General features: G+C 68.2%; 33 protein-coding genes. 16 read left to right on the forward strand and 17 right to left on the reverse strand.

Annotated features, from left to right (window positions below; genetic code table 11):
• Positions 1-8 precede the first annotated feature (8 nt).
• From AC4GYY_RS09335 to AC4GYY_RS09380, 10 genes are all read right to left on the reverse strand, one after another.
• Positions 9-176 (reverse strand): DNA gyrase inhibitor YacG, encoded by a 168-nt coding sequence (locus AC4GYY_RS09335; RefSeq protein ID WP_491119993.1) that lies wholly within the window; start codon positions 174-176, stop codon positions 9-11.
• Entirely contained in the window at positions 173-1108 is a 936-nt protein-coding gene (locus AC4GYY_RS09340) for a ribonuclease (RefSeq protein WP_491119995.1), read from the reverse strand. Before AC4GYY_RS09340 ends, AC4GYY_RS09335 begins: the two co-directional genes overlap by 4 nt.
• Positions 1101-1670, reverse strand: coding sequence for a Maf family protein (locus tag AC4GYY_RS09345; protein WP_491119996.1), 570 nt, complete (start codon positions 1668-1670; stop codon positions 1101-1103). The genes AC4GYY_RS09340 and AC4GYY_RS09345 overlap by 8 nt, the downstream gene beginning before the upstream one ends.
• A 15-nt stretch (positions 1671-1685) precedes the next feature.
• Complete coding sequence (infA, locus tag AC4GYY_RS09350) at positions 1686-1931, reverse strand: translation initiation factor IF-1 (protein WP_093666220.1); 246 nt, start codon at positions 1929-1931, stop codon at positions 1686-1688.
• A gap of 106 nt (positions 1932-2037) precedes the next feature.
• Positions 2038-2913 (reverse strand): ParB/RepB/Spo0J family partition protein, encoded by an 876-nt coding sequence (locus tag AC4GYY_RS09355; protein ID WP_491119998.1) that lies wholly within the window; start codon positions 2911-2913, stop codon positions 2038-2040.
• A complete protein-coding gene (locus tag AC4GYY_RS09360) occupies positions 2910-3689 on the reverse strand; it encodes a ParA family protein (RefSeq protein ID WP_491120000.1) in 780 nt (259 codons plus the stop codon). Before AC4GYY_RS09360 ends, AC4GYY_RS09355 begins: the two co-directional genes overlap by 4 nt.
• Positions 3686-4294: a 16S rRNA (guanine(527)-N(7))-methyltransferase RsmG gene (rsmG, locus tag AC4GYY_RS09365; RefSeq protein ID WP_491120001.1), complete on the reverse strand. Its 609-nt coding sequence runs from the start codon at positions 4292-4294 to the stop codon at positions 3686-3688. The genes AC4GYY_RS09360 and rsmG overlap by 4 nt, the downstream gene beginning before the upstream one ends.
• The gene (gene mnmG / locus AC4GYY_RS09370) at positions 4291-6027 is read right to left on the reverse strand and encodes a tRNA uridine-5-carboxymethylaminomethyl(34) synthesis enzyme MnmG (protein WP_491120002.1); all 1737 of its coding nucleotides are present in this window, start codon (positions 6025-6027) and stop codon (positions 4291-4293) included. The genes rsmG and mnmG overlap by 4 nt, the downstream gene beginning before the upstream one ends.
• 53 nt (positions 6028-6080) lie before the next feature.
• Entirely contained in the window at positions 6081-7358 is a 1278-nt protein-coding gene (mnmE, locus tag AC4GYY_RS09375) for a tRNA uridine-5-carboxymethylaminomethyl(34) synthesis GTPase MnmE (RefSeq protein WP_491120004.1), read from the reverse strand.
• Entirely contained in the window at positions 7355-7585 is a 231-nt protein-coding gene (locus tag AC4GYY_RS09380; protein ID WP_491120006.1) for a DUF6489 family protein, read from the reverse strand. The genes mnmE and AC4GYY_RS09380 overlap by 4 nt, the downstream gene beginning before the upstream one ends.
• A 51-nt stretch (positions 7586-7636) precedes the next feature.
• On the opposite strand from AC4GYY_RS09380, the gene AC4GYY_RS09385 reads away from it, so the two are divergent.
• Positions 7637-8107, forward strand: a complete 471-nt coding sequence (locus tag AC4GYY_RS09385) for a methylated-DNA--[protein]-cysteine S-methyltransferase (protein WP_491120008.1) — start codon at positions 7637-7639, stop codon at positions 8105-8107.
• Positions 8107-8799, forward strand: a complete 693-nt coding sequence (locus tag AC4GYY_RS09390; protein WP_491120249.1) for a dienelactone hydrolase family protein — start codon at positions 8107-8109, stop codon at positions 8797-8799. Before AC4GYY_RS09385 ends, AC4GYY_RS09390 begins: the two co-directional genes overlap by 1 nt.
• Before the next feature lie 7 nt (positions 8800-8806).
• On the opposite strand, the gene AC4GYY_RS09395 is transcribed toward AC4GYY_RS09390, so the two are convergent.
• The 5 genes from AC4GYY_RS09395 to hemE form a co-directional block, all read right to left on the reverse strand.
• The gene (locus AC4GYY_RS09395) at positions 8807-9532 is read right to left on the reverse strand and encodes a YjbE family putative metal transport protein (RefSeq protein ID WP_491120010.1); all 726 of its coding nucleotides are present in this window, start codon (positions 9530-9532) and stop codon (positions 8807-8809) included.
• Positions 9533-9761: 229 nt separating this feature from the next.
• A complete protein-coding gene (gene rho / locus AC4GYY_RS09400) occupies positions 9762-11018 on the reverse strand; it encodes a transcription termination factor Rho (RefSeq protein WP_491120012.1) in 1257 nt (418 codons plus the stop codon).
• Between the two features lie 164 nt (positions 11019-11182).
• Complete coding sequence (locus AC4GYY_RS09405; RefSeq protein WP_491120014.1) at positions 11183-11521, reverse strand: hypothetical protein; 339 nt, start codon at positions 11519-11521, stop codon at positions 11183-11185.
• Positions 11518-11982, reverse strand: a complete 465-nt coding sequence (locus AC4GYY_RS09410; protein ID WP_491120016.1) for a CopD family protein — start codon at positions 11980-11982, stop codon at positions 11518-11520. Before AC4GYY_RS09410 ends, AC4GYY_RS09405 begins: the two co-directional genes overlap by 4 nt.
• Before the next feature lie 11 nt (positions 11983-11993).
• Positions 11994-13010, reverse strand: a complete 1017-nt coding sequence (hemE, locus tag AC4GYY_RS09415) for a uroporphyrinogen decarboxylase (RefSeq protein ID WP_491120018.1) — start codon at positions 13008-13010, stop codon at positions 11994-11996.
• 311 nt (positions 13011-13321) lie between these two features.
• Between hemE and AC4GYY_RS09420 the strand changes: the two genes are divergently transcribed.
• From AC4GYY_RS09420 to AC4GYY_RS09470, 11 genes are all read left to right on the forward strand, one after another.
• A complete protein-coding gene (locus AC4GYY_RS09420; RefSeq protein WP_491120020.1) occupies positions 13322-14155 on the forward strand; it encodes a pyruvate, water dikinase regulatory protein in 834 nt (277 codons plus the stop codon).
• The gene (locus AC4GYY_RS09425) at positions 14152-14745 is read left to right on the forward strand and encodes a Maf family protein (RefSeq protein ID WP_491120021.1); all 594 of its coding nucleotides are present in this window, start codon (positions 14152-14154) and stop codon (positions 14743-14745) included. Before AC4GYY_RS09420 ends, AC4GYY_RS09425 begins: the two co-directional genes overlap by 4 nt.
• A gap of 43 nt (positions 14746-14788) precedes the next feature.
• Positions 14789-15601, forward strand: a complete 813-nt coding sequence (aroE, locus tag AC4GYY_RS09430; RefSeq protein ID WP_491120023.1) for a shikimate dehydrogenase — start codon at positions 14789-14791, stop codon at positions 15599-15601.
• On the forward strand, positions 15598-16191 hold the full coding sequence (gene coaE / locus AC4GYY_RS09435) for a dephospho-CoA kinase (RefSeq protein WP_491120025.1): 594 nt from the start codon (positions 15598-15600) through the stop codon (positions 16189-16191). The genes aroE and coaE overlap by 4 nt, the downstream gene beginning before the upstream one ends.
• 10 nt (positions 16192-16201) lie before the next feature.
• Positions 16202-16879: a DNA polymerase III subunit epsilon gene (gene dnaQ, locus AC4GYY_RS09440; protein ID WP_491120027.1), complete on the forward strand. Its 678-nt coding sequence runs from the start codon at positions 16202-16204 to the stop codon at positions 16877-16879.
• A 57-nt stretch (positions 16880-16936) separates the two neighbouring features.
• A complete protein-coding gene (gene hpf, locus AC4GYY_RS09445; protein WP_491120029.1) occupies positions 16937-17527 on the forward strand; it encodes a ribosome hibernation-promoting factor, HPF/YfiA family in 591 nt (196 codons plus the stop codon).
• 10 nt (positions 17528-17537) lie between these two features.
• Positions 17538-18008, forward strand: a complete 471-nt coding sequence (locus tag AC4GYY_RS09450) for a PTS sugar transporter subunit IIA (RefSeq protein WP_491120030.1) — start codon at positions 17538-17540, stop codon at positions 18006-18008.
• Between the two features lie 12 nt (positions 18009-18020).
• Positions 18021-18476, forward strand: coding sequence for a PaaI family thioesterase (locus AC4GYY_RS09455; RefSeq protein WP_491120031.1), 456 nt, complete (start codon positions 18021-18023; stop codon positions 18474-18476).
• A complete protein-coding gene (locus AC4GYY_RS09460; protein ID WP_491120032.1) occupies positions 18473-18793 on the forward strand; it encodes a DUF1491 family protein in 321 nt (106 codons plus the stop codon). The genes AC4GYY_RS09455 and AC4GYY_RS09460 overlap by 4 nt, the downstream gene beginning before the upstream one ends.
• 166 nt (positions 18794-18959) lie before the next feature.
• Positions 18960-19598, forward strand: coding sequence for a cell wall hydrolase (locus tag AC4GYY_RS09465; protein WP_491120033.1), 639 nt, complete (start codon positions 18960-18962; stop codon positions 19596-19598).
• Positions 19599-19647: 49 nt separating this feature from the next.
• Positions 19648-20157: an MmcB family DNA repair protein gene (locus AC4GYY_RS09470; RefSeq protein WP_491120034.1), complete on the forward strand. Its 510-nt coding sequence runs from the start codon at positions 19648-19650 to the stop codon at positions 20155-20157.
• Here the strand turns inward: AC4GYY_RS09470 and AC4GYY_RS09475 are convergent.
• Positions 20154-20753, reverse strand: coding sequence for an ankyrin repeat domain-containing protein (locus tag AC4GYY_RS09475; RefSeq protein ID WP_491120036.1), 600 nt, complete (start codon positions 20751-20753; stop codon positions 20154-20156). The genes AC4GYY_RS09470 and AC4GYY_RS09475 overlap by 4 nt on opposite strands.
• A 58-nt stretch (positions 20754-20811) precedes the next feature.
• On the opposite strand from AC4GYY_RS09475, the gene AC4GYY_RS09480 reads away from it, so the two are divergent.
• Genes AC4GYY_RS09480 through AC4GYY_RS09490 form a run of 3 tightly spaced genes read left to right on the forward strand, consistent with a single transcriptional unit; the run spans position 20812 to position 22486 of the window.
• Positions 20812-21393 carry an SCO family protein gene (locus tag AC4GYY_RS09480; protein ID WP_491120038.1) on the forward strand — a complete coding sequence of 194 codons (582 nt, stop codon included), beginning with the start codon at positions 20812-20814 and terminating at the stop codon, positions 21391-21393.
• Entirely contained in the window at positions 21390-21815 is a 426-nt protein-coding gene (locus tag AC4GYY_RS09485) for a YcgN family cysteine cluster protein (protein WP_491120251.1), read from the forward strand. The genes AC4GYY_RS09480 and AC4GYY_RS09485 overlap by 4 nt, the downstream gene beginning before the upstream one ends.
• Positions 21812-22486: a M48 family metallopeptidase gene (locus tag AC4GYY_RS09490; protein ID WP_491120040.1), complete on the forward strand. Its 675-nt coding sequence runs from the start codon at positions 21812-21814 to the stop codon at positions 22484-22486. The genes AC4GYY_RS09485 and AC4GYY_RS09490 overlap by 4 nt, the downstream gene beginning before the upstream one ends.
• Here AC4GYY_RS09490 and AC4GYY_RS09495 read toward each other — a convergent pair.
• Positions 22459-24579: a transglycosylase domain-containing protein gene (locus tag AC4GYY_RS09495; RefSeq protein WP_491120042.1), complete on the reverse strand. Its 2121-nt coding sequence runs from the start codon at positions 24577-24579 to the stop codon at positions 22459-22461. The two genes, AC4GYY_RS09490 and AC4GYY_RS09495, sit on opposite strands and share 28 nt — an antisense overlap.
• Positions 24580-24610 lie beyond the last annotated feature (31 nt).

Below are 24610 nucleotides of genomic sequence, written 5' to 3' on the forward strand. Positions count from 1 at the left end.
GCGGCGCCTTAGCGGGCCTCGCCGGCGTCTGCATCAGGGTCGGCGGGCGGCCCCGGGATACGATACCCCTCGCCCAGCCACTGAAGCAGATCGCGGTCGCGGCAACCCTGGCCGCAGAACGGAGCGTGAGGCGGTGTCGGCCGAGCGCCGCAGATCGGACATTTGGTCTTGGTCATCGCTCTAAGATAGGCGCCCGCCCGGTGCGCCGCACCAGTTCCGAAAGCCATTCCGGGTGCGCCTCGATCCGGTCGACCACCGCAGGCGAAAGCCGATGCCGGTTCGACACGGTCGGCGGCACCCGCTCGATCGCTCTCAGCGCGGCACGCGCCGCCGCGCCGACCGGATCGGCGCGGAGCAGCTCGGGGAGCGAGGCGCGCGGGCGCGGGCGGACGATCTGGACGAAGCCGAAGCCGTTCACCGCGGTTCGCTCGAACGGCGGCGGCAGCGCCGCGTCGATCGCCGCGTCCACCCGCTTCCGGTCCTCTTTGCCTGGAATAGTGGGCAGGTCGACGCCGATCGATCCGCCGATCCGGTGGCGTCGGATCGCCTTGCAAGCCGCAGTCGCGCCGGCGAGGGCCAGCGCCGCGGGATCGCCCATGCCGTCGACATCGAACAGCGTCATGGCCGGCGTCGGCGTCATCCGCAGCGCACCGCCGACGAAGACGATCTCCCCCGTCATCGCTTCTTCCAGCAGCTCGGACCATCCCGCCGCTTCGAGCGCGTCGGGCTCGTGCGATCGGAGGTCTCGGACGGCAGCGCCCTCCGCGAGGAGCCGGTCGCGTAACGTCGGCGCGGGAGTCGGCTCGCGCTCGCTCACCACCGCGCGAGCGCGCTTCGGCCGCCCGGCTTCCGGGATCGGGTCGCGCACGATCTCGACCGTCAGCTCACGCCCGACCGACAGACCCGGGGCAAGCCGAACCAGCATCGCCTCTTCCGCGCCGATCCGCACCACGCCGCTCGTCGCCCCCGCCTCGATCAGCCGCGCGCGGGTGACCAGCCCGATCCGGAGGTCGGCGTCGGGCTCGATCTCGGCGGCGACGATGCACCCGTCTTGGACCAGCGCCGCGCGGGCTTCGCCGATCCCGGCCTCGAACAGCCACTCAGCCAAGCGGCAGTCCCGCGGCGATCAGCAGCGCTCGGGTCTCGAACAGCGGCAGGCCGACGACTCCGGAATGCGAGCCCTGGATGAACCGCACGAACGCCTCGGCGCGGCCCTGGATCGCATAGCCGCCCGCTTTCCCCAGCCCCTCGCCGCATGCCAGATAGGCGTCGATCTCGCCCGATGTCAGGGGCTTGAACGCGACGGTGGTGTCCGAAAGTCGGGTCCGCACCGTCCCGGCCGCATCGATCACGCAAACCGCCGACAAGGCGTGGTGGCGTCGGCCGGAAAGCTTCCGCAACAACGCCCCCTGGACGCCCTCGGTCCCTGCGGGGGGAAGCACCCGATTCCCGAGCGCGATGGTCGTATCGCCCGCAAGCACGATCTCGTCCGCCTCGCGCGAGACCGCATGCGCCTTTTCAAGCGCCATCCGCAGCACATAATCGCGGGGTCGTTCGGCGGTGCGCGGAGTCTCGTCGATCGCCGGGGCGACGATGCGATCGGGCGCGAGCCCGAGTCGACCCAGCAGCTCACGCCGCCGCGCCGATGTCGACGCGAGGACCAGGCGCACGTCGGCGCGCTTAGATCAGGACGGCCCGGGGCCGCCGCGGCCGGGCATGAAGCGATAGGTGATTCGCCCCTTGGTCAGATCATAGGGTGTGAGTTCGACCAGAACCTCGTCGCCGACCAGCACGCGAATGCGGTTCTTGCGCATCTTCCCAGCGGTATGGCCAAGGATCTCGTGATCGTTTTCGAGCCGGACGCGGAACATCGCATTGGGCAGCAGTTCGACGACCTGCCCGCGCATCTCGAGGAGTTCTTCTTTCGGCAAGCAGCATCTCTTTCGGGAGGAAGGGCGCGCCTTAGCGCCGGAACGGTCAAAAGGGAAGGTGCACCGATGCCGTTCATGGAGAGCCGCGGCACCGCCTCGCACGCGACTAGATCGCCTCGCCGCTCAATCGCTGACAGATCATGTCGAGTTGGTCGAGCGTCGAATAGTCGAGGGTGATGCTGCCGCCTCGAGCGGCATGGGAAATTCGGACCTTCAATCCCAGCAGATCGGCCAGCTGGGTCTCGAGCGCCGCTAGGTCCGGATCGCGGGACTGCATGTTGCGAGACGGCTCGCCGCTCGGCCGCTTCGCCGCGCTCGCGAGCCGTTCGGTCTCGCGAACCGACAGCCCACGCGCGACCACCTGTTCGGCGAGGTGCTCCACCTCCGCCGCACCCACCAGCGCCCGCGCATGCCCCATTGACAGCGATCCGTCGGCGACCCGCGCCTGAACCGTCTCTGGAAGATCTAGCAATCGCAACAGGTTAGCGACATGGCTACGCGATTTATGCACGACCTTGCCCAACGCCTCCTGCGTATGGCCGAATTCGCGCATCAAACGCTCGAACGCCTGCGCTTCCTCGATCGCGTTGAGGTCCTCGCGCTGGATGTTCTCGACCAAGGCGATCTGCAGCGTCTCGGCGTCGTCGAAGTCGCGGACCACGACGGGCACCTCGTGCAGGTGTGCGCGTTGCGCCGCGCGCCAGCGCCGCTCGCCGGCGACGATCTGATAACCGTGCCCGTGCGGGCGCACGACGATGGGCTGAAGGATGCCGCGCGTGGCGATCGACTCGGCAAGTTCCTCAAGCGCCGCTTGGTCGAAGCGGCGGCGCGGCTGATGCGGATGCGGCGACAGCGCGGAAACGGGGATCGTTCGGATCGCGGCCGTTTCCGTCGACGCGCCGCTCTCGATCGGCGCGACGTCTCCCATCAGCGCACCGAGGCCCCGTCCCAAGCCGGTCCGCACACGCTTCGGCTCACTCATGCCGCGATCCGCTCCGCCGGCAACCGCCCGATCAACTCGCGCGCCAACGCCATATACGCCTCCGACCCGACGCAGCGATGGTCGTAGATCAGCGCAGGCAAGCCGTAGCTCGGCGCCTCTGACAACCGAACGTTGCGCGGTATGACCGTCTCGAACACCACTTTCCCCAAAACGGCGCGAACATCATTCGCCACCTGCTCGGTCAGGCGGTTGCGGCGGTCATACATCGTCAATGCCACTCCCAGGATCGACAGGGACGGGTTGAACCGAGCTCGGATCCGCTCGACCGTCGACAGCAATTGGCTCAGGCCCTCCAGCGCAAAGAATTCACACTGGAGCGGCACCAGCAGCGAATCGGCCGCGACCATCGCGTTCATCGTCAACAGCCCGAGCGATGGTGGGCAGTCGATCAGCAAGATGTCCCACCGCGAATCGCACCGCTCGAGTGCGGCATGGAGCCGATGCGTCCTCGCCTCCATCTCGACTAACTCGATCTCGGCGCCGGAGAGGTCGACCGTCGCAGGGACGATGTCGAGGTTCGGAACACCGGTTGGCACGAAGCATTCGGCCACCGCCCCCCCCTCGATGAGCACGGTATAGCTCGATCGGAGACGCTGGCCCCGGTCGATCCCGAGCCCGGTTGAGGCATTGCCCTGAGGATCGAGGTCGATCAAAACCACTCGGCGGCCCGTTGCCGCTAAGGCCGTCGCAAGATTGATCGCGGACGTGGTCTTACCCACCCCGCCCTTCTGATTGGCGACGGCGATCCGGATCATCTCGGGCGCACCCGCTCGGCGATCACGATCCCCGCCTCCGCATCGGTGATGCTGTGTTCCACGTGGAACGAACCATGCCAGCGCTGCTTCGCCAAGTCCACGTCCGCGTCCGCTGACCGGCCCTTTGGCAATATGTAGCGAGTCGTTTCGTTCGTACACTGACGGGTGAGATCGAATAGTTGCGCAACCGGGGCAACAGCACGAGCGCTCACCACGTCTCCACGCGCGTGCAGGGTGCGGACATCCGCCGCATGGATCGCGACGTCGCGAAGGTCTAGCTGCCCTATGGCATGTTCGAGGAAAGCGACCCGCCGCTTTCTCGGCTCAACCAAGGTGACAGACCAACGCCCGAGCGCCGCGAGGATCAGGCCGGGGAGTCCCGGCCCGCTACCGACATCGATCCAACTGCGATCCTCCTTACGGGCGAAGCGGGCCAGCTGCAGCGAGTCGAGCAGATGCCTTCGCCAAATCGTAGTCTCGGTCGACCGCGCGATCAGGTTCTGGCTGCGATTCTCGCCGAGGAGCAGGTCGGCATAACGCTCGATCACGCCAAAGGCCGGCCCGGCGATCATCGAAGCTTGTGTGCGCGCCTCGTCTTCCGTCACGCTGCGTCCCGACGAAGGTGGACCCACAAGGCTGTTACAGCTGCCGGCGTCACGCCTCGGATTCGCGACGCCGCGTCGATCGAATCGGGGCGGCTTGCTGATAGGCGTTCGACCATCTCATTCGAAAGACCGGGTACGGACCCATAATCGAACGCGGGCGAGAGGAACGCGCTCGACGCCCGACCGACCGCGGCGATCTCCGCTTGCTGGCGAGCGACATACGGAGCATAGCGGATGTCTTCAACGACGTGGTCGGCAAATCGGTCGCATTGCTCGGGAACCCAGCCGCCCCGGATCGCCAGCGCCGACGGAGCAAGCGACGACGCCGCAGCATCCAACGCCGTGCGATGCCTTTCGAAATGCGCGGCGCGCTCCGGGCCGACCAGCCCCAGCCGGATCGCCTCGGGCGTGAGGCGGACCTCGGCGTTATCCGATCGCAAGGCGAGCCGATGCTCGGCCCGTGCGGTCAGCATGCGGTACGGCTCGGTGATCCCGTGAAGGATCAGGTCGTCGATCAGCACCCCGAGATAACTGGTCCGGCGATCAGGCACGAACGGCTCCCGGTCGCGCGTGGCAGCGGCGGCATTGGCACCGGCGACCAGGCCTTGCGCGGCCGCCTCCTCATAACCAGTCGTCCCGTTGATCTGGCCGGCCAAATAGAGACCTTCGAGCGCGGAGAGTGCCAAGGTGCGCGAGAGAGCACGCGGATCGACATAATCATACTCGACGGCATAGCCCGGAGAGACGATCCGGACCTGCTCCAGTCCCGAGATCGACCGAAGCATCTCCGCCTGAACCTCGCCCGGCAGCGATGTCGAGACGCCGTTCGGATAGACGGTCGGGTCCTCGAGACCCTCCGGTTCAAGGAAGATCTGATGCCCGTCGCGGTCGCCGAACCTCCGGATCTTGTCCTCGATTGACGGGCAGTAGCGCGGCCCACCCGCTTCGATCGCGCCGCTGTGGAGCGGGGATCGATGTAAGTTCGCACGGACGATATCGTGGGTGCGCGGGTTGGTGCGAGTCACGGCGCATGCGAGCTGTGGCAATTGCCGCTCGCCAAGCGGCGACAGCGTCCAGGCCTCGACATCCGACACCTGCCGGTCGAGCCGGGCCCAATCGATCGTCCGTCCGTCGAGGCGCGGCGGCGTCCCGGTCTTCAGCCGGGCCAGCGGCAGCGAAAGCTCGCGAAGCTGCGCCGACAGGCGATGCGCAGCGCCCTCTCCGATCCGGCCGCCCTTGATCCGCTGCTCCCCACGGAAGATCACGCCACCGAGAAAAGTGCCAGTCGCAAGGACGACCGCGCGCGCCGTGATCCGTCCGCCACTGGCGAGGCGCAAGCCCACCACACGCAAACGCTCGATTTCGAGCGCCGACGCCTCTCCCGCGATGACGTCCACACCGTGGCGACGTACCGCCGTCTGGACCGCCGAGGCGAAGCGCATACGATCCGCCTGGATACGGGGCCCGCGCACCGCTGCACCTTTCGACCGGTTGAGCATCCGATAGTGAATCGCGGCGGCGTCACCCGCGCGGGCGATGACCCCGTCGCATGCGTCGATTTCGCGGACGAGATGGCCTTTGCCGACACCGCCGATCGAAGGATTGCACGACATCGCGCCGACTCGCGTCGGGTCCAGGGTCAAGATCGCGGTCGCTGCGCCACGACGGGCGGCAGCGGTGGCCGCCTCTACGCCGGCGTGTCCACCGCCGACCACCAGGACGTCATAGATCATTGCTTCGCTCTATCGCGCCCCGAACGAGGGTCAAACTCGTTCCACGTGGAACATCACTTCCCGAGGCAGAAGCGTGAGAACAAAGCATCCAGCATGACCTCGGTCGGATCGACCCCGATCAGAGCGGACAAGGTCTCGCTCGCTTGTCGGAGATGCTCGGCGCGGATCAGCAGATCGGCGGCGCCGATCGCGTCCGCGATCGATGCGGCGGCGCGGCTCAGGGTCGATCGCTGCGCATCCTGGAGCAGGTAGTTCTCGGCGATCGAGAAGCTCGTCGCGATCTCGGCGACCACGCGATCCCACAACAGATCGACCGTCGACGGCAAGCGTACAGAGACGGTGAGATCGCACGGGCCTGGAACAGCACGCCCGACCAGGTCTGACCGGCCCCATAGCCAGAGCGTCTTCGCCTCTGCCGGCGGTGGTCTGTCATCGAGCCAAAGGACGAGATCCACTGCAGCAATCGTCGCGAGCGCGCGGGTGACACCCTCGCGTTCGATCGGGTCGGCGGTCGTCGCCACCAAGCCGGCGGTGTCGATCAGGGTGAAGACATGCCCTTCACGGATCACCCGCGCGGTGATCAGATCGCGCGTAGTCCCGGCAATAGGTGCGACAATCGCTAGATCGCGCCCGACCATCGCATTGAAGAGCGACGACTTCCCAGCGTTCGGCGGCCCGGCGATCGCGACGCGCCATCCCTCGCGGAGGCGCTCGGACGTCGGGGCTGCGAGACGACGCTCCAGATCGGCCGCCAAGGAGATCAGCATCGGGGCTGGATCGGCCGTTTCGCCGACCTCGCCTTCGTCATCATAGTCGATCGCCGCTTCAACCTGCGCGCGCGCGTCTGAGAGCTGCCGCAGCCACGCTCCCGCCTCACGAGTCAGCGCGCCCTCGCTTGCCGAGATCGCGGCGCGGCGCTGGAGTTCGGTTTCCGCCTCGAGCAGATCGGCGAGCCCCGCCGCTTGCGCCAAGTCGATCCGCCCGTTGAGGAGCGCCCGCCGGGTGAATTCGCCGGGCTCGGCACGCCGTGTCCCCGCCACTGCCGCAATGCCGCGTTCTACCGCCGCGATCACCGCCCGTCCGCCGTGAAGCTGAAGCTCGAGCAGATCCTCGCCCGTCGCGGTCGCCGGTCCTGGGAACCACAATACCAGCGCATGGTCGAGCGTCTCCCCTGCCGAGTCCCGAAGCCGGCGCAGCGTCGCACGGCGCGGGGCCGGCGTTCTCCCGGTCAGCGCGGTGGCGACCGCACCGGCCGCCGGTCCGCTGATCCGGAGTACCGCGATCGCGGCCGGCGGCGCGCCGCTCGAGACGGCGTAGATCGTCTCGCTCACTTGGCCGCGCCCGCCTCCATCAGCTGCCGCCAGAAGCCGAGACCCGCCTCGCCCATCGGCGCCCAGCTCCGCATCACCGCGTCGAGCGCTTCGGGCTTCAACGCGGTGCCCGCCATCATGCCGGTGAGCTGCGCGACATAGGCCTCATGGACGGGCGTGAGGTCGGGCAATCCCATCAGCCGCCGCATCTCCTCGGGAGAACAATCGAGCTCGACATTGACCTTCATGATGTTCCTCCGCCTTGAGCGGCGCTGTTCGCCACGCTAGCTTGCGGTCCGATGTATGCCGTCGACACCGCGCTGATCGCAACGCCCGTCGGCATCATACGGGTCACCGGTACCACGGACCAAGTTACGGCCATCGCGATCGATCCGGCGACCGGCGCGCGCGAGCAGGACGGTCACGGCGCAGCGGTGCGCGAGGCGGCAGCGCAGCTGCGCGCGTATTTCGCGCAAGAACTCGACCGATTCGACCTGCCCCTCGCCCCCGCGTCGACCCGGCGCGGCGAGGCGCTGCGCGCAGCGCTCGTGGCCATCCCGCCCGGTCGGACGATGACCTATGGCGAGGTCGCTGCGAGCTTCGGCTCTTCGGCGCGCGCGATCGGCGGCGTTTGCCGAAGGAACCGATTCCCGATCGTCGTCCCCTGCCACCGCGTCGTCAGCGCCGGCGCGACCGAATATTATTCCGCAGGCGCCGGTCCGGAGACCAAGGCGCAGCTGCTAGCCCATGAACGCACCTGGAGACGATGATGATTGATGTGACCGCCCTGAACGGAGCCGGAACGTTCCCGGTCTATCGCGCCGATCCGGTGGGCAAGCCCCGTGCCGCGATCGTCGTGATCCAGGAGATCTTCGGGGTAAACCCGGGTATCCGCCAGAAGTGCGACCGCCTCGCGGAGGCGGGCTATCTCGCGATCGCGCCCGATCTCTTCTGGCGCATCGAGCCGGGCATCGTGCTCGATCCCGACGTTCCCGAGCAGATGAGCAAGGCGCTCGCCCTGATGCCGGACTTCGACCAGGACAAGGGCGTCGCCGACATCGAGGCGACGATCCGCGCTGCCCGCGCCGACCTTCCCGCCGGCGGGAAGGTCGGCTGCGTCGGCTACTGCCTGGGCGGCCGACTCGCCTATATGACCGCGGCGCGCACCGACGTGGATGCGAGCGTCGGCTATTACGCGGTCGGCATTCCCGAACTGCTCCGTGAGGCGCATGCGATCGCGCACCCGCTGATGCTTCACATTCCCCAGGCCGATCACTTCGTCGACACCGCCGCGCAGCGCGCGATGCACGACGGGCTGGACGACCATCCCAAGGTCACGCTCTACGATTACCCTGGCGAGGACCACGGCTTTGCCACCGAGCTCGGCGTGCGGCGCTCGCCGGAGGCGGCGAATCTCGCTGACGAGCGGACGATGGCCTTCTTCGCCGAGCATCTCGGCTGACGAGGGGTCAACGGAACAGCGTCGTCAGCCCCTGGACGTCGCTGGTGCCGACCCAGCCCTCGTAGATCATCCGCCCGGCAACGACGAGGATCACGACCAAGCCGATATAGGCGATCCAGCGGTAGCGATCGATGATCCGCGCAATGAAGTTCGCGGCCAGCCCCATCAGCGCGACCGACAGCAGAAGACCGACCACCAGGATTCCCGGATGCTCGCGTGCCGCGCCAGCGACGGCGAGGACGTTGTCGAGGCTCATCGAGACGTCGGCGACCGCCACCGCCCAGGCGGCGCTGACGAAGCTCTTGGCGGGCGTCAGCCCCGAGTTCGCGGCAGTGTCGGCGGCGTCGGCGGCATGACCGCCCGATCGGATCTCGCGCCAGAACTTCCAACTGACCCACAGCAGCAGCAATCCACCCGCGAAGATCAATCCGACGACACCCATCAGCCAGGTCACGATCAGCGCGAAGAAGATGCGCAACACCAAGGCTGCGCCGATCCCGATGAGGATCACCTTCTTGCGCTGATCGGCTTGCAGCCCCGCCGCAAGCGCACCGACCACGATCGCGTTGTCGCCCGCCAGCACGAGGTCGATCATCAGCACCGACCCGAACGCCGCTAATGCCGCCGGATCGGAGATATTCGAGAAGTCGGCGACGATATGCTGCCAGATCTCCGCGGGCGAGCCCGGGCCCTGGATGGTGGCGGCGGCTTGAGCGATCAGGGCGAGAAGCAAGGGCGACTCCAAAATCGCTTTCCCTCAACAAGGGAAAGGGCCCGCTCGCAGGTGAGCGGGAGAATGGGGATCGAAATTAGCGCGACCAATCGCGTGTGAACAGCCGGCGGCAACGCTTCGTAACAGCCGCGGCCAAGCCGCGTCGTAAACGTCGAACGGGATCGGCTCACGCCGACTCGCCGGCCGAACTTGCGCGGGTCCTGCGCCAGGGTGGCGCAAGCCGACCGCGCTACTGATTCATGCTGGCGAAGAAGTCCTCGTTGGTTTTCGAATCCTTCATCTTGCCGAGCAGGAACTCCATCGCGTCGAGCGTCCCCATCTGCATCAGGATCCGGCGCAGCACCCACATCTTGGAGAGCTTGTCCTTTTCGACCAGCAACTCCTCCTTGCGTGTGCCCGACTTGCCGACGTCGATGGCGGGGAAGATGCGCTTGTCGGCGATCTTGCGGTCGAGGACGATCTCGGCGTTACCGGTGCCCTTGAACTCCTCGAAGATCACCTCGTCCATCCGGCTGCCGGTGTCGATCAGCGAGGTCGAGATGATCGTCAGCGACCCGCCCTCCTCGATGTTGCGCGCCGCGCCGAAGAAGCGCTTGGGCCGCTGGAGCGCATTGGCGTCGACGCCGCCGGTCAGCACCTTACCCGACGATGGAACCACCGTGTTGTAGGCGCGGCCAAGCCGGGTGATGTTGTCGAGCAGGATCACCACGTCCTTCTTGTGCTCGACCAGTCGCTTGGCCTTTTCGATAACCATTTCAGCGACTTGCACGTGCCGCGTCGCCGGCTCGTCGAAGGTCGACGAGACGACCTCGCCGATCACGGTTCGCGACATGTCGGTCACCTCCTCGGGCCGCTCGTCGATTAGCAACACGATTAGGAACACCTCGGGGTGGTTCATCGAGATCGCGCGCGCGACGTTTTGCATCATGATCGTCTTGCCGACGCGCGGCGGCGCGACGATGAGGCAGCGCTGCCCTTTGCCGAGCGGCGAAACGAGATCGAGGATACGTCCGGTCCGGTCTTTGATCGTCGGGTCCTCGATCTCCATCTTCAGCCGCTCATCGGGATAGAGCGGCGTAAGATTGTCGAAATTGACCCGGTGGCGGACCCGCTCGGGGTCTTCGAAATTGACCTGGAGCAGCTTGGTCAGCGCGAAATAACGCTCGCCGTCCTTCGGTGCGCGGACCTCGCCTTCGACCGTGTCGCCGGTCCTCAGCCCGAACTTGCGGACCTGATTGGGCGAGACATAGATGTCGTCGGGTCCGGCGAGATAGTTCGCCTGGGCGCTGCGCAGAAAGCCGAACCCGTCGGTCAAGACCTCGATCGTCCCCTCCCCCATGATCTGCTCGCCGTTTTCGGCCTGGACCTTGAGGATCGCGAACATGAGGTCCTGCTTGCGCAGGGTGGAGGCGCCCTCGACGCCGAGCTCCTCGGCAAGCTGCACCAGCTCGGCCGGAGCCTTTTTCTTCAAATCCTTGAGATGCATGAGGTATATCGTCCGGAGGCACGGGACGCGCCCGCGCGGAGGTGGGGAGGAGGCAGCTTGCTCGGCGGTGAGACGCTCGGACAGGAAGCTAAGGGAGGCAGCGCGCCGGGCGGCACACCGTGGAGACAGACCTATGAACCACGCCGCGTCAAGTCAAGCGCCGCTCACTTGGCCGGAGCCGGTGCGGCTTGCGACCGCAAGCCCTGCGACAGATTGACCAGCGCTACCCCCCGCGATCGCAGTTCGGCCAGGCACCGCGTCCGGTCCGTCTCCGGATCGGCGCCGTTCCGGACGAGCTTCAGCATCTCGCCCTGATAATCGTAGCCCGGCGAACGCGCGTCGATGCGCCCCAGAAAATACATCGATCCCGCGGCGACCAGGCCGCGCGAACTCGCCTCGGCCCCGCCCGAGGCGATCGCTGCAAGGCAGCGCAGGTCGGCCGCGTTCGCCGCCGCGACCTCTGGAGCCGCCGCCTGGAGCACCAGCGCGACCAGCGCGCTCATGCGAACGGCTTCACGATCACGAGCGCGACGATCAGGACGGTCGCCAGTGCCGGCACTTCGTTGACCATTCGCAGGGTCCGATTGGCGAGCGTGGCCCTCCCCGCCGCGAGCTTCCTCGCATAGCCCAGCGCCCAGCCGTGATAGCCCGACAGCAGGACCACCAGCAGGATCTTGGCATGAAGCCAGCCCAGGCCTGGTACGCCGGCGAACAGCCCCATGTTCGCCGCCAGCAGCAGCCCCAGCGCCCACACGGCGATCATCGCCGGGGTCAGGATGATTGTGCGCAGCTTGCCCTCGCGCTCGACCCAGCGCGCCGCCTCGGCGGGGTCGGCCAGCCCTTCCTGATGGTAGACCAGATAGCGCGGCAGCATGAACAGCCCTGCCATCCAGAAGATGACGAAGATGACGTGCGCCGCTTTCACCCAGTCGGCCGCGTAGCTGAGAAAGCCCGGTTCGATCATCGCTGACCCGCTTAGCCGCCTCGCACCCGGGCAAGCAACCGCTCGACATGCGCGATCGGCGTGTGCTGGCCGATGCCATGCCCCAGGTTAAACACGTGCGGTCGCTCGGGGAACGCCGCCAGCACGCGGTCGACCCCGCGATCGAGCGCGTCGCCGCCGACCTCGAGTGCCAGCGGATCGAGGTTGCCCTGAACCGGCAGCCCGGCCGGCAGCACCGAATCCGCCCACACCGGATCGACCGTCTCGTCGAGCCCGATGGCGTCGGGCCGCACGCCGGCCGCATAGTCGGGCAGCTTCGCCCCGGCGCCTTTGGGAAAGCCGATGATCGGCACGCCCGGGCGCCGGTCTCGCAGCGCCGCGACGATCGCCGCATTGGGCGCGGTCACCCAGCGTTCGAATTGCTCGGGACTCAGACTACCTGCCCAGCTGTCGAACAGCTGCACCGCCTCGACCCCGGCGTCGATCTGCCCGGCGAGATAGTCGACCGTCACCGTCGCGATCGCATCGACCAGTTCGCCGAAAGCCGCCGGGTCGTGATAGCTGAAAAGCCGCGTCTCGCCTTGATCCTTCGATCCCTGCCCCGCCACCATATAGGTCGCGACTGTCCACGGTGATCCCGCAAACCCCAGAAAGGTCGTCTCCGGCGCCAGCTGCGCCTTCACGCGACGCACCGTCGCATAGACCGGGTCGAGCCGCTCGGGCCTTGGCTGAAGCGTCGCCAGCGCCGCGTCGAGCAGCCTGGGAGCCAGCCGCGGCCCCTCCCCCACCCCGAAGGTGAGATCCTGCCCAAGCGCCCAGGGCGTCAGGAGGATGTCGGAGAACAGGATCGCGCCGTCGAACCCGAAGCGGCGGATCGGCTGAATCGTGACCTCCGCCGCCGCCTCGGGATCGGTCGCGAGCGCCAGGAAGCCGCCCTTCTCCGCCCTGAGCGCGCGATATTCGGGCAGATACCGTCCCGCCTGCCGCATCAGCCACACCGGGGGATGCGCCTGCCGTTCACCCCGGAGCGTCGCGAGAAGCGGTTTCATCGGCAGATCGGCTCCGACCAGAGTCCATCAAGAAGAGTCTTGAAAGAGGTTGTTGATGATGTGGGCGCGTTGGCAACGAGGCTTAGGCAAGCGCCCCCCGATTGCCAACAGCTTGACGCCTCTGACTCTTTGGACAGACGCCGAGTCCCGCCTGTCCTGCACAAGACTCACAGGCTGTGGAGCGAATTACGGGCTGTGGACGCCAATGTGGATCGATCCGCATCGGTCCACTGGCACGCCCATGCTTGGCGCTTCCGGCGAGTTGCGCTACCGCTTATCCCCATGTTCTCCACAACCTTACACTGACAACGGTGGCAGCCAAGCTCCACCTTCACCTTCTGTCGGACTCGACCGGCGAGACGTTGGAGAACATCGCCAAGGCTGCGCTGGCGCAATATGACGACGTCGAGACCGTGCGCCATTTCTGGCCGATGGTCCGCACCGAAACCCATCTTGATCGCATCCTTCAGGAGATCGCGCAAAATCCCGGGTTGGTGATCTTCACCCTCGTCAATGCCGCCACCCGCGCCAGCCTCGAACAGCGCTGTCGGGCTCTCGGCTTGCCGGCGGTGGCGCCGCTCGATCCGGTCAACGACGCGCTGTCGGCGCTGCTCGGCCAGCAGGCGAAGGCGCGTCCGGGTCGCCAGCACGTGCTCGACGCCGCCTATTTCGCGCGGGTCGACGCCATCCAGTTCACCATCGCCCATGACGATGGCCTGCTCCACGAGGAGTGGGAGGAGGCCGATATCGTCCTCGCCGGCGTCAGCCGCTCGTCGAAGACCCCGACCTCGATCTATCTCGCCAACCGCGGCTTCAAGGTCGCCAACATCCCCGTCGTGGTCGAAAGCCCGCCCCCGCGCGAACTCTTTACGCTTCAGCGCCCGCTGGTCGTCGGGCTGACGACGAGCGCGGACCGGCTGATCCAAGTCCGCCGCAATCGCCTGCTCTCGCTCAACCAGGCGGCCGAGACCGCTTATGTCGATCAGCAAGCGGTGACGCGCGAGATCGCCTATGCGCGCCGCATGTTCGCCGACAACGGCTGGCCGGTGATCGACGTGACTCGCCGCTCGATCGAGGAGACCGCCGCCGCGATCATCGCGCTCGTCGGCGAGCGCGGCGGCGTTTCTGCGCGCGAGGGCGAATGACCCGGCTGATCCTCGCCTCGCAGTCCGCCTCGCGCCGCGCGATGCTCGATGCCGCCGGTGTGCCCTATGAGGCGCAGCCGGCGCATGTGGACGAGGACGCCGCCAAGGCGTCGCTCGGCCGCGAGCGCCCGCGCGATCTTGCCGACGCGCTGGCCGAACTGAAGGCGCTCAAGGTCTCCGCGCGCGAGCCGGACGCGCTCGTCCTCGGCTCGGACAGCCTCGCGGTGCTCGACGACGGCAGCGTGCTGGACAAGCCCCGCGACCGCGACGAGGCGCGCGAACATCTCCAGCGTCTGTCGGGCCGCCGCCACGATCTTGTCAGCGCCGCGGTCATCGCCGAGAGCACACGCCCGGTCTGGCGCCACGTCGAAGCCGCCCGCATCTTCGTCCGCCCCCTGTCCTGCTCGTTCATCGAGGCGTATCTCGACGCCGAATGGCCCGCTATTGCGGGATGCGTCGGCTGCTACCGCGTGGAGGGGCCGGGGGTGCAACTGTTCGAGCGGATCGAAGGCAGCCAATTCACCGTCCTTGGCATGCCGCTCCTGCCGGTCCTGGGCTATCTGCGCGAGCGCGGGGTGATCGGAAGTTGAGGAATGAACCGCAGCGCGCGCAACTTCGGCGATGGCGTGGCGCATGAGCACGCCGTTTGCGGAGGTGATCGGCGATCCCGTCGCCCACTCCAAGTCCCCGCTGATCCACCGCTTCTGGCTCGATGCGCTGGGTATCGAGGGCGACTACAAGGCCTTCCGAGTTCCCGCGGATGAGGTCGCCGACTACATCGCGAGATCCTGCGCCGATGCGAACTGGCGCGGTTGCAACGTCACCATCCCGCACAAGGTGGCGGTGATGGACGTCGTCGACGATCCCGGAAACGTCCGCGGCACGATCGGCGCGATGAACACGATCGTCCGCCAGCCCGACGGCTCGGTGATCGGTACCAACACCGACGCCGCCGGCTTCTGGGCCCCCATCGCGGGGCTCGACCTCGCCGACCGGCCGGTCGCGGTGATCGGCGCGGGCGGCGCGGCACGCGCGGTGCTGTTCGCCTTGTCGAGGGTGGGGGTCGGCCGGGTGACGATCCTCAACCGCTCGCCGCTCAAGGCCGCCGGGCTGCTCGCGACCTTCGGCCTGAAGGGCGACGCCGTCCCGCTCGACTCCCCGCTCCCGCCCGCGACCCTCGTCGTCAATGCCAGCGCGCTCGGCATGGCCGGCCAGCCGCCGCTCGACCTCGACCTGTCGCCGCTTCCCGAGGATGCGATCGTCTACGACCTCGTCTATGCGCCGCTCGAGACCCGGCTCCTTGCCGGCGCCGGCACGCGCGGGCTCGAGACGGTCGATGGCCTCGACATGCTGATCGGCCAGGCGGCGCTTGCCTTCGAGCTCTTTTTCGGCGCTGAGCCGCCGCGCGACCGCGACGCCGAACTGCGCGCGCTGCTGACGGCATGATCAAGCTCGGACTGACCGGGTCGATTGGCATGGGCAAGTCGACCGTCGCGGCGATGTTCGCGGACGAGGGCATTCCCGTGTTCGACGCCGACGCTGCCGTCCACCGTCTGCAAGGTCCTGCCGGCAGAGTCGTCGCCGCGATCGAGGCGCGCTTCCCGGGTACGACCGGCGAGGGAGGCGTCGACCGCACCGCGCTCGCGGACGCGGTGCTGGGCGACGATGCCGCGATGAAGGCACTCGAGGCCATCGTCCACCCCGCGGTCGGCGAGGAGCGCGCCGCCTTCCTGCGCGACCATGCCGCCGCGCCGCTCGTCGTGTTCGACATCCCGCTGCTGTTCGAAACCGGCGGCGACCGTACGGTCGACACCGTCGCGGTGGTCTCCGCGGCGCCCCAGGTCCAGCGCGCGCGCACGTTGCGACGTCCCGGCATGACCGAAGCCAAGTTCGACGCGATCGTCGCTCGCCAGACGCCGGACGCCGAGAAGCGCACCCGTGCCGATTTCGTCATTCCCACCGACGTGCCGCTCGACCAGACCCGCGCTTGCGTCCGCCGGGTGATCGCTTGCCTCGCTGCGCCACACGCGCGATAACACCGCCCCCATGCGTGAGATCGTCTTCGATACCGAGACCACGGGTTTCGACTTTTCGCGGGGCGACCGCATGGTCGAGATCGGCTGCGTCGAGCTAATCAACCGCTGCGAGACCGGCCGCACCTTCCACGCTTATTACCACCCCGAACGCGACATGCCTCCGGACGCCGAGCGTGTCCACGGCCTGTCGGCGGCGTTCCTGGCGAAGTTCCCGCTGTTCGGAGACGCCGCGCACGAGTTGATCGATTTCATCGGCGACGCGCCGTTGATCGCGCACAACGCGACCTTCGACTTCGCCTTCCTCAACGGCGAACTGACGCGCTGCGGCCGGGATCCGGTATGCCTGTCGCGGATGCGAGACACGCTGGCGATGGCCCAGAAGCGGCATCCGGGCGCCAAGCATTCGCTGGACGCGCTCTGTACGCGGTACGGCGTGGATCGCTCGCACCGCGTGCTCCACGGCGCGCTGCTCGACGCGCAGCTGCTGGCGCAGGTCTATGTCGAACTGACCGGCGGGCGTCAAATCGGGCTCGGCCTCGTCGCGGACGTCGCCGCCGAGACCATCGTCGTCGCCGCGCCGCGCGCTTCGCACGCACGCGCGCCGCGGGTTTTTGCGCCGAGCGAGGGAGAGTTGGCGGCCCACGCCGCGTTCATGACCGGGGTCACCGATCCCCTCTGGGCAGCCTGATCGGCCGCCGACCGACGAAGACCGGGCGCCAGATCGCCCCAAGAAGGAGTGACAGACATGGACATCCGCATCTCGGGCCATCAGGTTGAAACTGGTGAGGCGCTCAAGGCGCATGTCGACGACCGGCTCCAGGGGATTGCGGAGAAGTACTTCGCGCGCGCCATTTCGGCCGAGGTAACCTTCGGCAAGGGCCCGCACGACAACGGCTTCAAGTGCGACATCGTCGCGCACGTGATGCGCGGGCTGGTCCTCAAGGGTCGCCACGATTCGCCGCAGGATGCGCACCTCGCCTTCAACGGCGCCGCCGACAAGATCGAGACGCAGCTGCGCCGCTACATGCGCCGCCTGAAGGATCGCAGCGCCGCGGAGACGGTCGCCGCGCAGGAGGCGGACGGCTATGACAATGCCAATTACACCTTGTTCGCCGAATCGACCGACGTCGACGATGCCGGCGATGCACCGCTGATCGTCGCCGAGACCCGCGTCGACGTGCCCGAGGCGACGGTCTCGGACGCGGTCATGATGCTCGATCTCCGCAACACCGCCGCGCTGCTGTTCCGCAACACGGGAACGGGCGCGTACAACATGGTCTACCGCCGCGGGGACGGGACGATCGGCTGGGTCGAGCCGCAGAGCTCGGCGGGCTGACGCGGCCGCGATGTCCGTCGATCTCAGCGACCTGCTCGTCCCCGAGCTGGTGATGACGGGAGTCGTCGCCGCCAATGCGCGCGCGCTGTTCACGCACGTCGCAGCGGCGGCGGCACCGATCCTCGGCGTCGAGGCGAGGCCGCTCGCGGAGGCGCTGGCGGCGCGCGAGAAGCTCGGCTCCACCGGATTCGGCGGGGGTGTCGCGATCCCGCACGCCAAGCTGTCCGGCTTGCCGCGGATCGCGCTCGCCGTCGCGCGGCTGGCGACCCCGATCGAGTTCCGCGCGGTCGACGACGTGCCGGTCGACCTCGCCTTCCTGCTCTTTTCGCCCGCGGGCGCCGGGGCCGAACATCTGAAAGCGCTCGCCCGCGTCTCGCGCCGGCTGCGCGACCGCGCGTTCGTCGCGAAGATCCGCGGCGCGGGTTCGCGCGACGCATTCTGGGCGCTGCTGTCGGCGGACGAGGCCCGCGATGCGGCGTGACGCGGTACGCGCGTGACGCAGCGCGAAACCGGAGCCGAGGCGCATTTCCGCGCGCTGGAGCGTCTCTACGCCGCGGCGCCGATCAACCGGCTCTTCGAGTCGGCGCTCGAGATCCCCGAAGCCGGGTTGGCGCGGATCCGGTTCACGCTCGACCGTCGGCACTTCCACGCGGGCGGCGCGGCGCACGGGACGAGCTACTTCAAAATGCTCGACGACGCCGCCTTTTACGCCTGCAACAGCCTGGTGACCGATCGCTTCCTGCTGACGACCCAATTCAATCTCAATTTCACCCGGCCGCTCGGGGCCGGTCCGGTCGTGGCGGAGGGCCGGTGGATCAGCGGCGAACGCCGCGTGTTCGTCGCCGATGCGCGGTTGATCGCCCCCGACGGCGAGGAGGTCGCGCGCGGCAGCGGCACCTTCATGCGCAGCCGGATCGCACTCGCCACCTTGCCGGGCTACGGCGTGTGAGCCGACTGCCGAGTGGTCTGATCGTCTCCGCGATGCTCCAGCAGGCGAACAATGCGGGCGGGCTGGGCGTGGTGCGCGCACGCGGCGACGAGAGCGGCGGCGCGATCCTGGTGATCGCCACCGACCGCGACCGGACGACGATCCTCGAGCGCGGTATCGGCCACGACGGTGAACCGGCGCTGATCGAACAGACCCTCGGCGACTCGGTCGAGGATTATTGGCGCAGACGCCGCGTGCGCGACCCGGATCTCTGGGTGATCGAGCTAGACATCCCACAGGCGAAACGACTCGTCGCCGAAACGCTCGGCGTCGATTGACGGGCGAAAGCCGTTCCGACACGCCTTTGTCATCGTTTTGTCGCGTTGGGCCGGAGTGGGTGCGATCCGCTATCCGGTGACGCAGTCGGGGGGTTTTCCGGCCGGTTCCGTCCTCGTTTACGAGGTCCGACCGCGTCCGCGCGCCAACCGCACGTGAAGTCTGTTGATGTCTCTTTCGTTCCGTGCCGCGCTCGTGATGAGCTTTGCCGTCTCGGTCCTCGGGCTCACTGCCCCGACCACGGCAGTTCAGGCCGCCGAGCTTGCGCACGTCGCGCTGTCCGCCAGCGCCGTCGACCCAATGAACACTCCGGATCAGAATCCGGTTCCCGTCCAGCCCGAGCCCGCCGCGGTCGAGACCACCCAGGCCGATCTTCAGCCGGGTGATGAGGTCGCCTATCCGACCTTGGCTGCCGCCGTCGCCGCGCAGGACGCCGGCGCGGCCGGCGATGAACAACTCCGCTGCCTTGCCACCTCGGTCTATTTCGAATCGAAGGGGGAGCCGCTCGCCGGTCAGCTCGCCGTCGCACAGGTCGTCCTCAACCGTGCCAAGCAGAAGCGGTTCGGCTCGTCGGTCTGCGGCGTCGTCACGCAGCGCGGCCAGTTCTCGTTCGTCCGTGGTGGCCAACTCCCGGCGGTCGATCAGGGCAAGCCGGCCTATCGCACCGCGGTCGCGGTCGCCAAGGTGGCGCTCGCCGCGGCATGGGATAGCCCGGCTCCGGACGCGCTCTACTTCAACGCGCGCCGCGCGCCCTTCGCCGGCAAGACCCGCGTCGCTTCGATCGGCAACCACATCTTCTATCGTTGATCCGCCGGCGACGCTTTCCTACGTTCCCCGGATGTTCTAGGGAGTGGGGATGCTCGCCGCGCCTCGCCCCTGCGCCGATGATTCCTCATCCCTTACCGGGGCGCCGCCCCTCTGCGCGGCGGATGTCGCGCGTGGGGTCACGCGGCTGTTGATGCGGCACGATCTGACCGCCATCGCCGAAGTTCCCCTCGATGGCGGTCGTCGCGTGGACCTGATGGCGCTAGATGCGAAAGGCTGCATCGTCATCGTCGAGATCAAGGTGTCGCGCGCCGATCTGCTGGGCGACGCCAAATGGCGCGACTATCTTGCGTGCTGCGACCGCTTCTACTGGGCGGTGCCGGCTGGGTTCGACGCGGCGCCGCTCGATGACGAGGGGTTTCTTCCCGAGCGGACCGGGGTGATCGTCGCCGATCGCTACGATGCCGAGATCGTCCGTGAGGCCGCGCCGACCCCCCTTCCCGCGCACGTCCGCAAGCGTTGCACGCTCGGCTTCGCGCGGCGGGCGGCGCGCCGGCTGACCGCGCTCGCCGATCCCGAAGGTGTGCCGGGTTTCCGCTAGAACTTCGGCCCCGCCACGCCGCGGGCCGCCCCTTTCGGGACATCGTCGATCAACTTGGCCACGATCGGCGAGCGATCGTCGGCATGGGCATAGTCGCGCGCGGACATCCCGGCGACCGTATCCGCCTGATCGGGATTCGCCTTGGCGGCGAGCAGCGCGCGGACCATCGCCACGTCGCGACGCTGGACCGCGCGGATCAGCGGGGTCTCGCCGCTCGAATTCGCGAGATTGGGATTCGCCTTGAACGAAACCAGCGAGTCGATCAGCGCCGTCTTGCCGAATTGCACGGCGAGCAGCAGCGGCGTGTTGCCCTTGGCGTCGCGCAGATTGGGGTCGGCGCCGCGCGAGAGCAGGTAGCGCATGTAGAGGTCGTCGCCGCGCTTGACGACGATGTGCAGTGCGCCCTCGCCGCTGGTCGGATCACGGGTGTTGATGATGGTCGAGCCGGGCGTGTCGAGCATGTCGACGACGTCCTGACCCTTGCCGTCCTTCACCGCCTGGAGGAACTTGTAGCCCTTGGACTGGAACTGGGCGGCGGCGGGGGTGACCAGGGCGACCGAGAGCAGGAGGGCGGCCGCGAGCAGGCGTGGGGTCATGGGTGGCGATCCGGGGTTCTTGTCACGGCGACCCTATCAGACCAAGGCTCGCCGCGCCATGAAGATGCGGTTCCTGTTCGCGGCGCTCGCCGTCGTCGCCTGCTCGCCATCGACGTCGCCTTCGGCTGCGCCACCGCTCGCCGGGGCGAGGATCGGTGGGCCGTTCCACCTCGTCGATCAGCACGGCCGGCCGCGCACCGAGCGCGATTACCTGGGCAAGTGGCGGGTCATGTACTTCGGCTACACGTTCTGCCCCGATGTCTGCCCGACCGACCTGGGCAATGTCGGTGCAGGGCTGAAGGCGTTCGAGACGAAGGACCCGGCCCGCGCCGGCAAGGTCGTCCCGCTCTTCGTCAGCGTCGATCCGACGCGCGACACCCCGGCGGTGCTCGCGCAGTTCGTCGCCGCCTTCCACCCCCGCATGGTCGGCCTGACCGGAACGCCTGCCCAGATCGCGGCGGCGGCGAAGGCCTATGCGGTCTATTATGCGAAGGGCGAGGCGAGCGCGGGCGGCGGCTACCTCGTCAATCACAGCCGCCAGACCTATCTGTTCGATCCCGCAGGCAAGCCGATCGCGCTGGTGCCTGCCGATCAGTCACCGCAGGCGGTGGAGGAGACGTTGGAGCGGTGGGTGAAGTGAAGTTCTGGGAGTTGCCGCTGGAACGGCTCGACCGCGCGCAGTGGGAGGCCCTGTGCGACGGCTGCGGCAAGTGCTGCGTCCACAAGCTGGAGGACGAGGACACCGGCGAGCTGCTGGCGACCAACGTCGCGTGCCGTCTGCTCGACCGCCGCTCGGGCTTCTGCTCGAACTACCGCAACCGCCGCGCCTATGTCTCGGAATGCGTGCGGCTGACCAACGGCAACGTGCGCGCGATCGACTGGCTGCCCTCGACCTGCGCCTACCGCCTGCGGGCGGCGGGCGAGGCGCTGCCGGACTGGCATTATCTGGTCTCGGGCGACCGCGAGGCCGTCCACCGTGCGGGCCAGTCGGTGCGGGGTTGGACCGTCAGCGAGGACGACGTCGGCGACCTCGAACACCATCTCGTCGACCGCGACTTGTGACCGGGATCGAGCTGGTCCGCCATCCTCGTGCCCGGCGCGCGAAATTGTCGTTCGATCGGACCAGCGGCCGCGCCCGGCTGACCATCCCCAAGCGCGCCTCGGCCGAGAAGGCGCTCGCCTGGGCCGCGACGCAAGCGCAATGGCTCGACGCGCAGCGGAACCGTCTGCCGGAAGGACGCCCTTTCGTCGACGGAGCGGTCATCCCGTTCGCGGACGACGAGCTGACGGTCGTCTGGACACAGGGCGCGTGCCGTACCGCCAGTCGCGACGGCGGGCGTCTGCTCGTCTCCGGCCCGCGCGAGGCGATCGCCCGCAGGGTCGAGACCTGGCTTCGCCGCGAGGCGCTGCGGCTGCTGTCGGCGGACACCCGCTGCTACGCCGAACGTGCAGGCGTCTCGGTCCCGCAGGTCACGATCGGCGACGCGCGCGGACGCTGGGGCAGTTGCTCGTCGAGCGGGGCGATCCGCTACAGCTGGCGGCTCGTGCTCGCGCCCTCGGCGGTCCGGCGCGCCACCGCGGCGCATGAGGTCGCCCACCGCGTCCACATGAATCACGCACCCGCCTTCCACGCGCTGGTCGCCGATCTCTACGGCGCCGATCCCGCCCCCCAGCGCCGCTGGCTGAAGGAGCATGGCGCGGCGCTTCACTGGTTCGGCCGCGGCTCCGGCTGAGCATCGTCGCGCGATCGGCGCGGCGGCGGAGGGGCGTCCTGTCCCGTCACCCGGTCGATCCAGTCCTGGTCGAGCCGCTCGTCCCGCTGACCCCGCGGCGCGTCCTCGGGCGCGGGCTGCTGATCGTAGCCCGTCGCCGGGCGTTCGATCCCGATCCCGCGATCGTCCGGCTGCGGTCGCGTCTCGCTGCCGGCGACGGGATTGCCGTCCTCGTCCACGAACGGGCCGGTGCCGCCGCGGTCGTCGGGTTGACCGAAGTAGCTCTCCTCGTCGGGCTCGATCTGCTGGTCGGGGAGGGTCACCTGGGTATCGAACTGCTCCACCGGACGCTTGGCGACCGCGACCTTCATGAACTGGGCGAAGGCGCGGGCCGGCGCGGTGCCGCCGTGCAGGCCGGCGATCGGCCGCGCGTCGTCGCGGCCCATCCACACGCCGGTCGTCAGCCCACTCGAGAAGCCCAGGAACCAGCCGTCCTTCGAGGCGGAGGTCGTGCCGGTCTTGCCCGCGACCGGCCGCCCGATCTGCGCCGCGCGGCCGGTGCCGGTGTTGACCGTGGTCTGGAGCAGGTCGGTCATCCGCGCGGCGACATCGGGCGCGACCAGCACGTGATTGCGGTCGACCTCGTGGTTGTAGATCACCTGGCCTTCGCTCACGACCTTGGTGATCCCGAACGGGGTGACCGCCACGCCCTTGTTGCCCACGCTGGCGAATGCGCGGGTCATGTCGATGACTTTCACCTCCGACGTGCCGAGCACCATCGACGGGTGAGTGTTGATGGGGGTCGAGATCCCGAACCGCCGTGCCATGTCGGCGACGGTGGAGAAGCCCACCTCCTGCCCCAGCTTCGCCGCGACGGTGTTGAGCGAATAGGCGAAGGCGGTGCGGAGCGTCACCTGTCCCGAATTGTGCCGCGAATCGTTGCGCGGGCTCCAGCCGTCGATCGTCACCGGCTCGTCGACCTCGGTGTTCTCCGGTGTCTTTCCCGCCTCGAGCGCGGCGAGATAGACGAACAGCTTGAACGCCGAACCCGGCTGGCGGACCGCGGTGACGGCGCGGTTGTAGTTGGTGGTGACGTAATCCTTGCCCCCGACCATCGCGCGGACGGACCCGTCGCGATCGAGCGCGACCAGCGCACCTTGCGCGCCCTTGGGCGTGTTCGCCTGAATCGCGGCGTCGGCGGCGCGCTGCATGCCGAGGTCGAGCGTGGTCCAGACCTCGAGCGGCTTCTCCGTCTCGTCGATCAGCAGGTCGAGCTGCGGCAGCGCCCAGTCGGTGAAGTAGCGGACCGAGTTCTGCCGCGGCTCGGGGGCGAGCTTGGCGTCCTTCGGGTTCGCGTCTGCCGCCTCTGCCGGCGTGATCTTGCCGGTGTCGACCATCGTCTCGAGGACGACGCCCGCGCGCCCGACCGCGGCCGAGGCGTCGGCGGTCGGCGAATAGTTCGACGGCGCCTTGACCAGCCCGGCGATGATCGCCGCCTCGGTCAGCGACAGCCGGTCCGCGCCGTGGCCGAAGAACTTCCGGCTGGCGGCGTCGATCCCGTAGCTGCCGCCGCCGTAATAGACCTTGTTGAGATAGAGTTCGAGGATCTCGTCCTTCGAGAACTTGCGCTCCATCGCCAGCGCCAGGATCCACTCGCGGAACTTGCGGCCGAACTTCTTCTGGCTCGACAGGAAGACGTTGCGCGCGAGCTGCTGCGTGATCGTCGAGCCGCCCTGCACCCAGCGCCCGCGCTGGACGCGCACCTCGACCGCGCGGGCGAGCCCGATCGGATCGACGCCGGGATGGCTGAAGAAGCGGCGATCCTCGACCGCGACGGTCGCGTCGCGCATCACCGTCGGGATCCGGTCGTACGGCAGCCATTCGCCGTAACTGGGGCCAAGGGTGACGATCACGGTGCCGTCAGCCGCATGGACGCGGATCATCTGCCCGTTGGGCGAGCGCTTCAAATCGTCGAAGCTCGGCAGCTGCGCCTTCGCGATATAGACTGCGGTCGCGAGTGCGACGAGCGCCAGCAAACCGGCCGCGACCAGCAGCTTGATCGCAAGCATCAGCCGGCGACGCCAGCGCGGTTTGGGGGAGGGGGCGCGAGCCATGGCCGTGCGCGTGGCGGATACCGGCTTGCCG

The organism is Sphingomonas sp. SP6, from assembly GCF_058313435.1.

What these genes read in the sequence shown, in the direction of transcription:
- mnmG (WP_491120002.1), bottom strand. Translation starts at nt 6,027, where the DNA reads ATGATCTATGACGTCCTGGTGGTCGGCGGTGGACACGCCGGCGTAGAG.
- AC4GYY_RS09450 (WP_491120030.1), top strand. Translation starts at nt 17,538, where the DNA reads ATGTCCGTCGATCTCAGCGACCTGCTCGTCCCCGAGCTGGTGATGACG.
- hpf (WP_491120029.1), top strand. Translation starts at nt 16,937, where the DNA reads ATGGACATCCGCATCTCGGGCCATCAGGTTGAAACTGGTGAGGCGCTC.
- AC4GYY_RS09335 (WP_491119993.1), bottom strand. Translation starts at nt 176, where the DNA reads ATGACCAAGACCAAATGTCCGATCTGCGGCGCTCGGCCGACACCGCCT.
- AC4GYY_RS09475 (WP_491120036.1), bottom strand. Translation starts at nt 20,753, where the DNA reads ATGACCCCACGCCTGCTCGCGGCCGCCCTCCTGCTCTCGGTCGCCCTG.
- AC4GYY_RS09385 (WP_491120008.1), top strand. Translation starts at nt 7,637, where the DNA reads ATGTATGCCGTCGACACCGCGCTGATCGCAACGCCCGTCGGCATCATA.
- aroE (WP_491120023.1), top strand. Translation starts at nt 14,789, where the DNA reads ATGAGCACGCCGTTTGCGGAGGTGATCGGCGATCCCGTCGCCCACTCC.
- AC4GYY_RS09470 (WP_491120034.1), top strand. Translation starts at nt 19,648, where the DNA reads ATGCTCGCCGCGCCTCGCCCCTGCGCCGATGATTCCTCATCCCTTACC.
- dnaQ (WP_491120027.1), top strand. Translation starts at nt 16,202, where the DNA reads ATGCGTGAGATCGTCTTCGATACCGAGACCACGGGTTTCGACTTTTCG.
- AC4GYY_RS09405 (WP_491120014.1), bottom strand. Translation starts at nt 11,521, where the DNA reads ATGAGCGCGCTGGTCGCGCTGGTGCTCCAGGCGGCGGCTCCAGAGGTC.
- AC4GYY_RS09495 (WP_491120042.1), bottom strand. Translation starts at nt 24,579, where the DNA reads ATGGCTCGCGCCCCCTCCCCCAAACCGCGCTGGCGTCGCCGGCTGATG.
- AC4GYY_RS09410 (WP_491120016.1), bottom strand. Translation starts at nt 11,982, where the DNA reads ATGATCGAACCGGGCTTTCTCAGCTACGCGGCCGACTGGGTGAAAGCG.
- AC4GYY_RS09380 (WP_491120006.1), bottom strand. Translation starts at nt 7,585, where the DNA reads ATGAAGGTCAATGTCGAGCTCGATTGTTCTCCCGAGGAGATGCGGCGG.
- AC4GYY_RS09465 (WP_491120033.1), top strand. Translation starts at nt 18,960, where the DNA reads ATGTCTCTTTCGTTCCGTGCCGCGCTCGTGATGAGCTTTGCCGTCTCG.
- AC4GYY_RS09360 (WP_491120000.1), bottom strand. Translation starts at nt 3,689, where the DNA reads ATGATCCGGATCGCCGTCGCCAATCAGAAGGGCGGGGTGGGTAAGACC.
- AC4GYY_RS09480 (WP_491120038.1), top strand. Translation starts at nt 20,812, where the DNA reads ATGAAGATGCGGTTCCTGTTCGCGGCGCTCGCCGTCGTCGCCTGCTCG.
- rho (WP_491120012.1), bottom strand. Translation starts at nt 11,018, where the DNA reads ATGCATCTCAAGGATTTGAAGAAAAAGGCTCCGGCCGAGCTGGTGCAG.
- coaE (WP_491120025.1), top strand. Translation starts at nt 15,598, where the DNA reads ATGATCAAGCTCGGACTGACCGGGTCGATTGGCATGGGCAAGTCGACC.
- AC4GYY_RS09425 (WP_491120021.1), top strand. Translation starts at nt 14,152, where the DNA reads ATGACCCGGCTGATCCTCGCCTCGCAGTCCGCCTCGCGCCGCGCGATG.
- hemE (WP_491120018.1), bottom strand. Translation starts at nt 13,010, where the DNA reads ATGAAACCGCTTCTCGCGACGCTCCGGGGTGAACGGCAGGCGCATCCC.
- AC4GYY_RS09355 (WP_491119998.1), bottom strand. Translation starts at nt 2,913, where the DNA reads ATGAGTGAGCCGAAGCGTGTGCGGACCGGCTTGGGACGGGGCCTCGGT.
- AC4GYY_RS09390 (WP_491120249.1), top strand. Translation starts at nt 8,107, where the DNA reads ATGATTGATGTGACCGCCCTGAACGGAGCCGGAACGTTCCCGGTCTAT.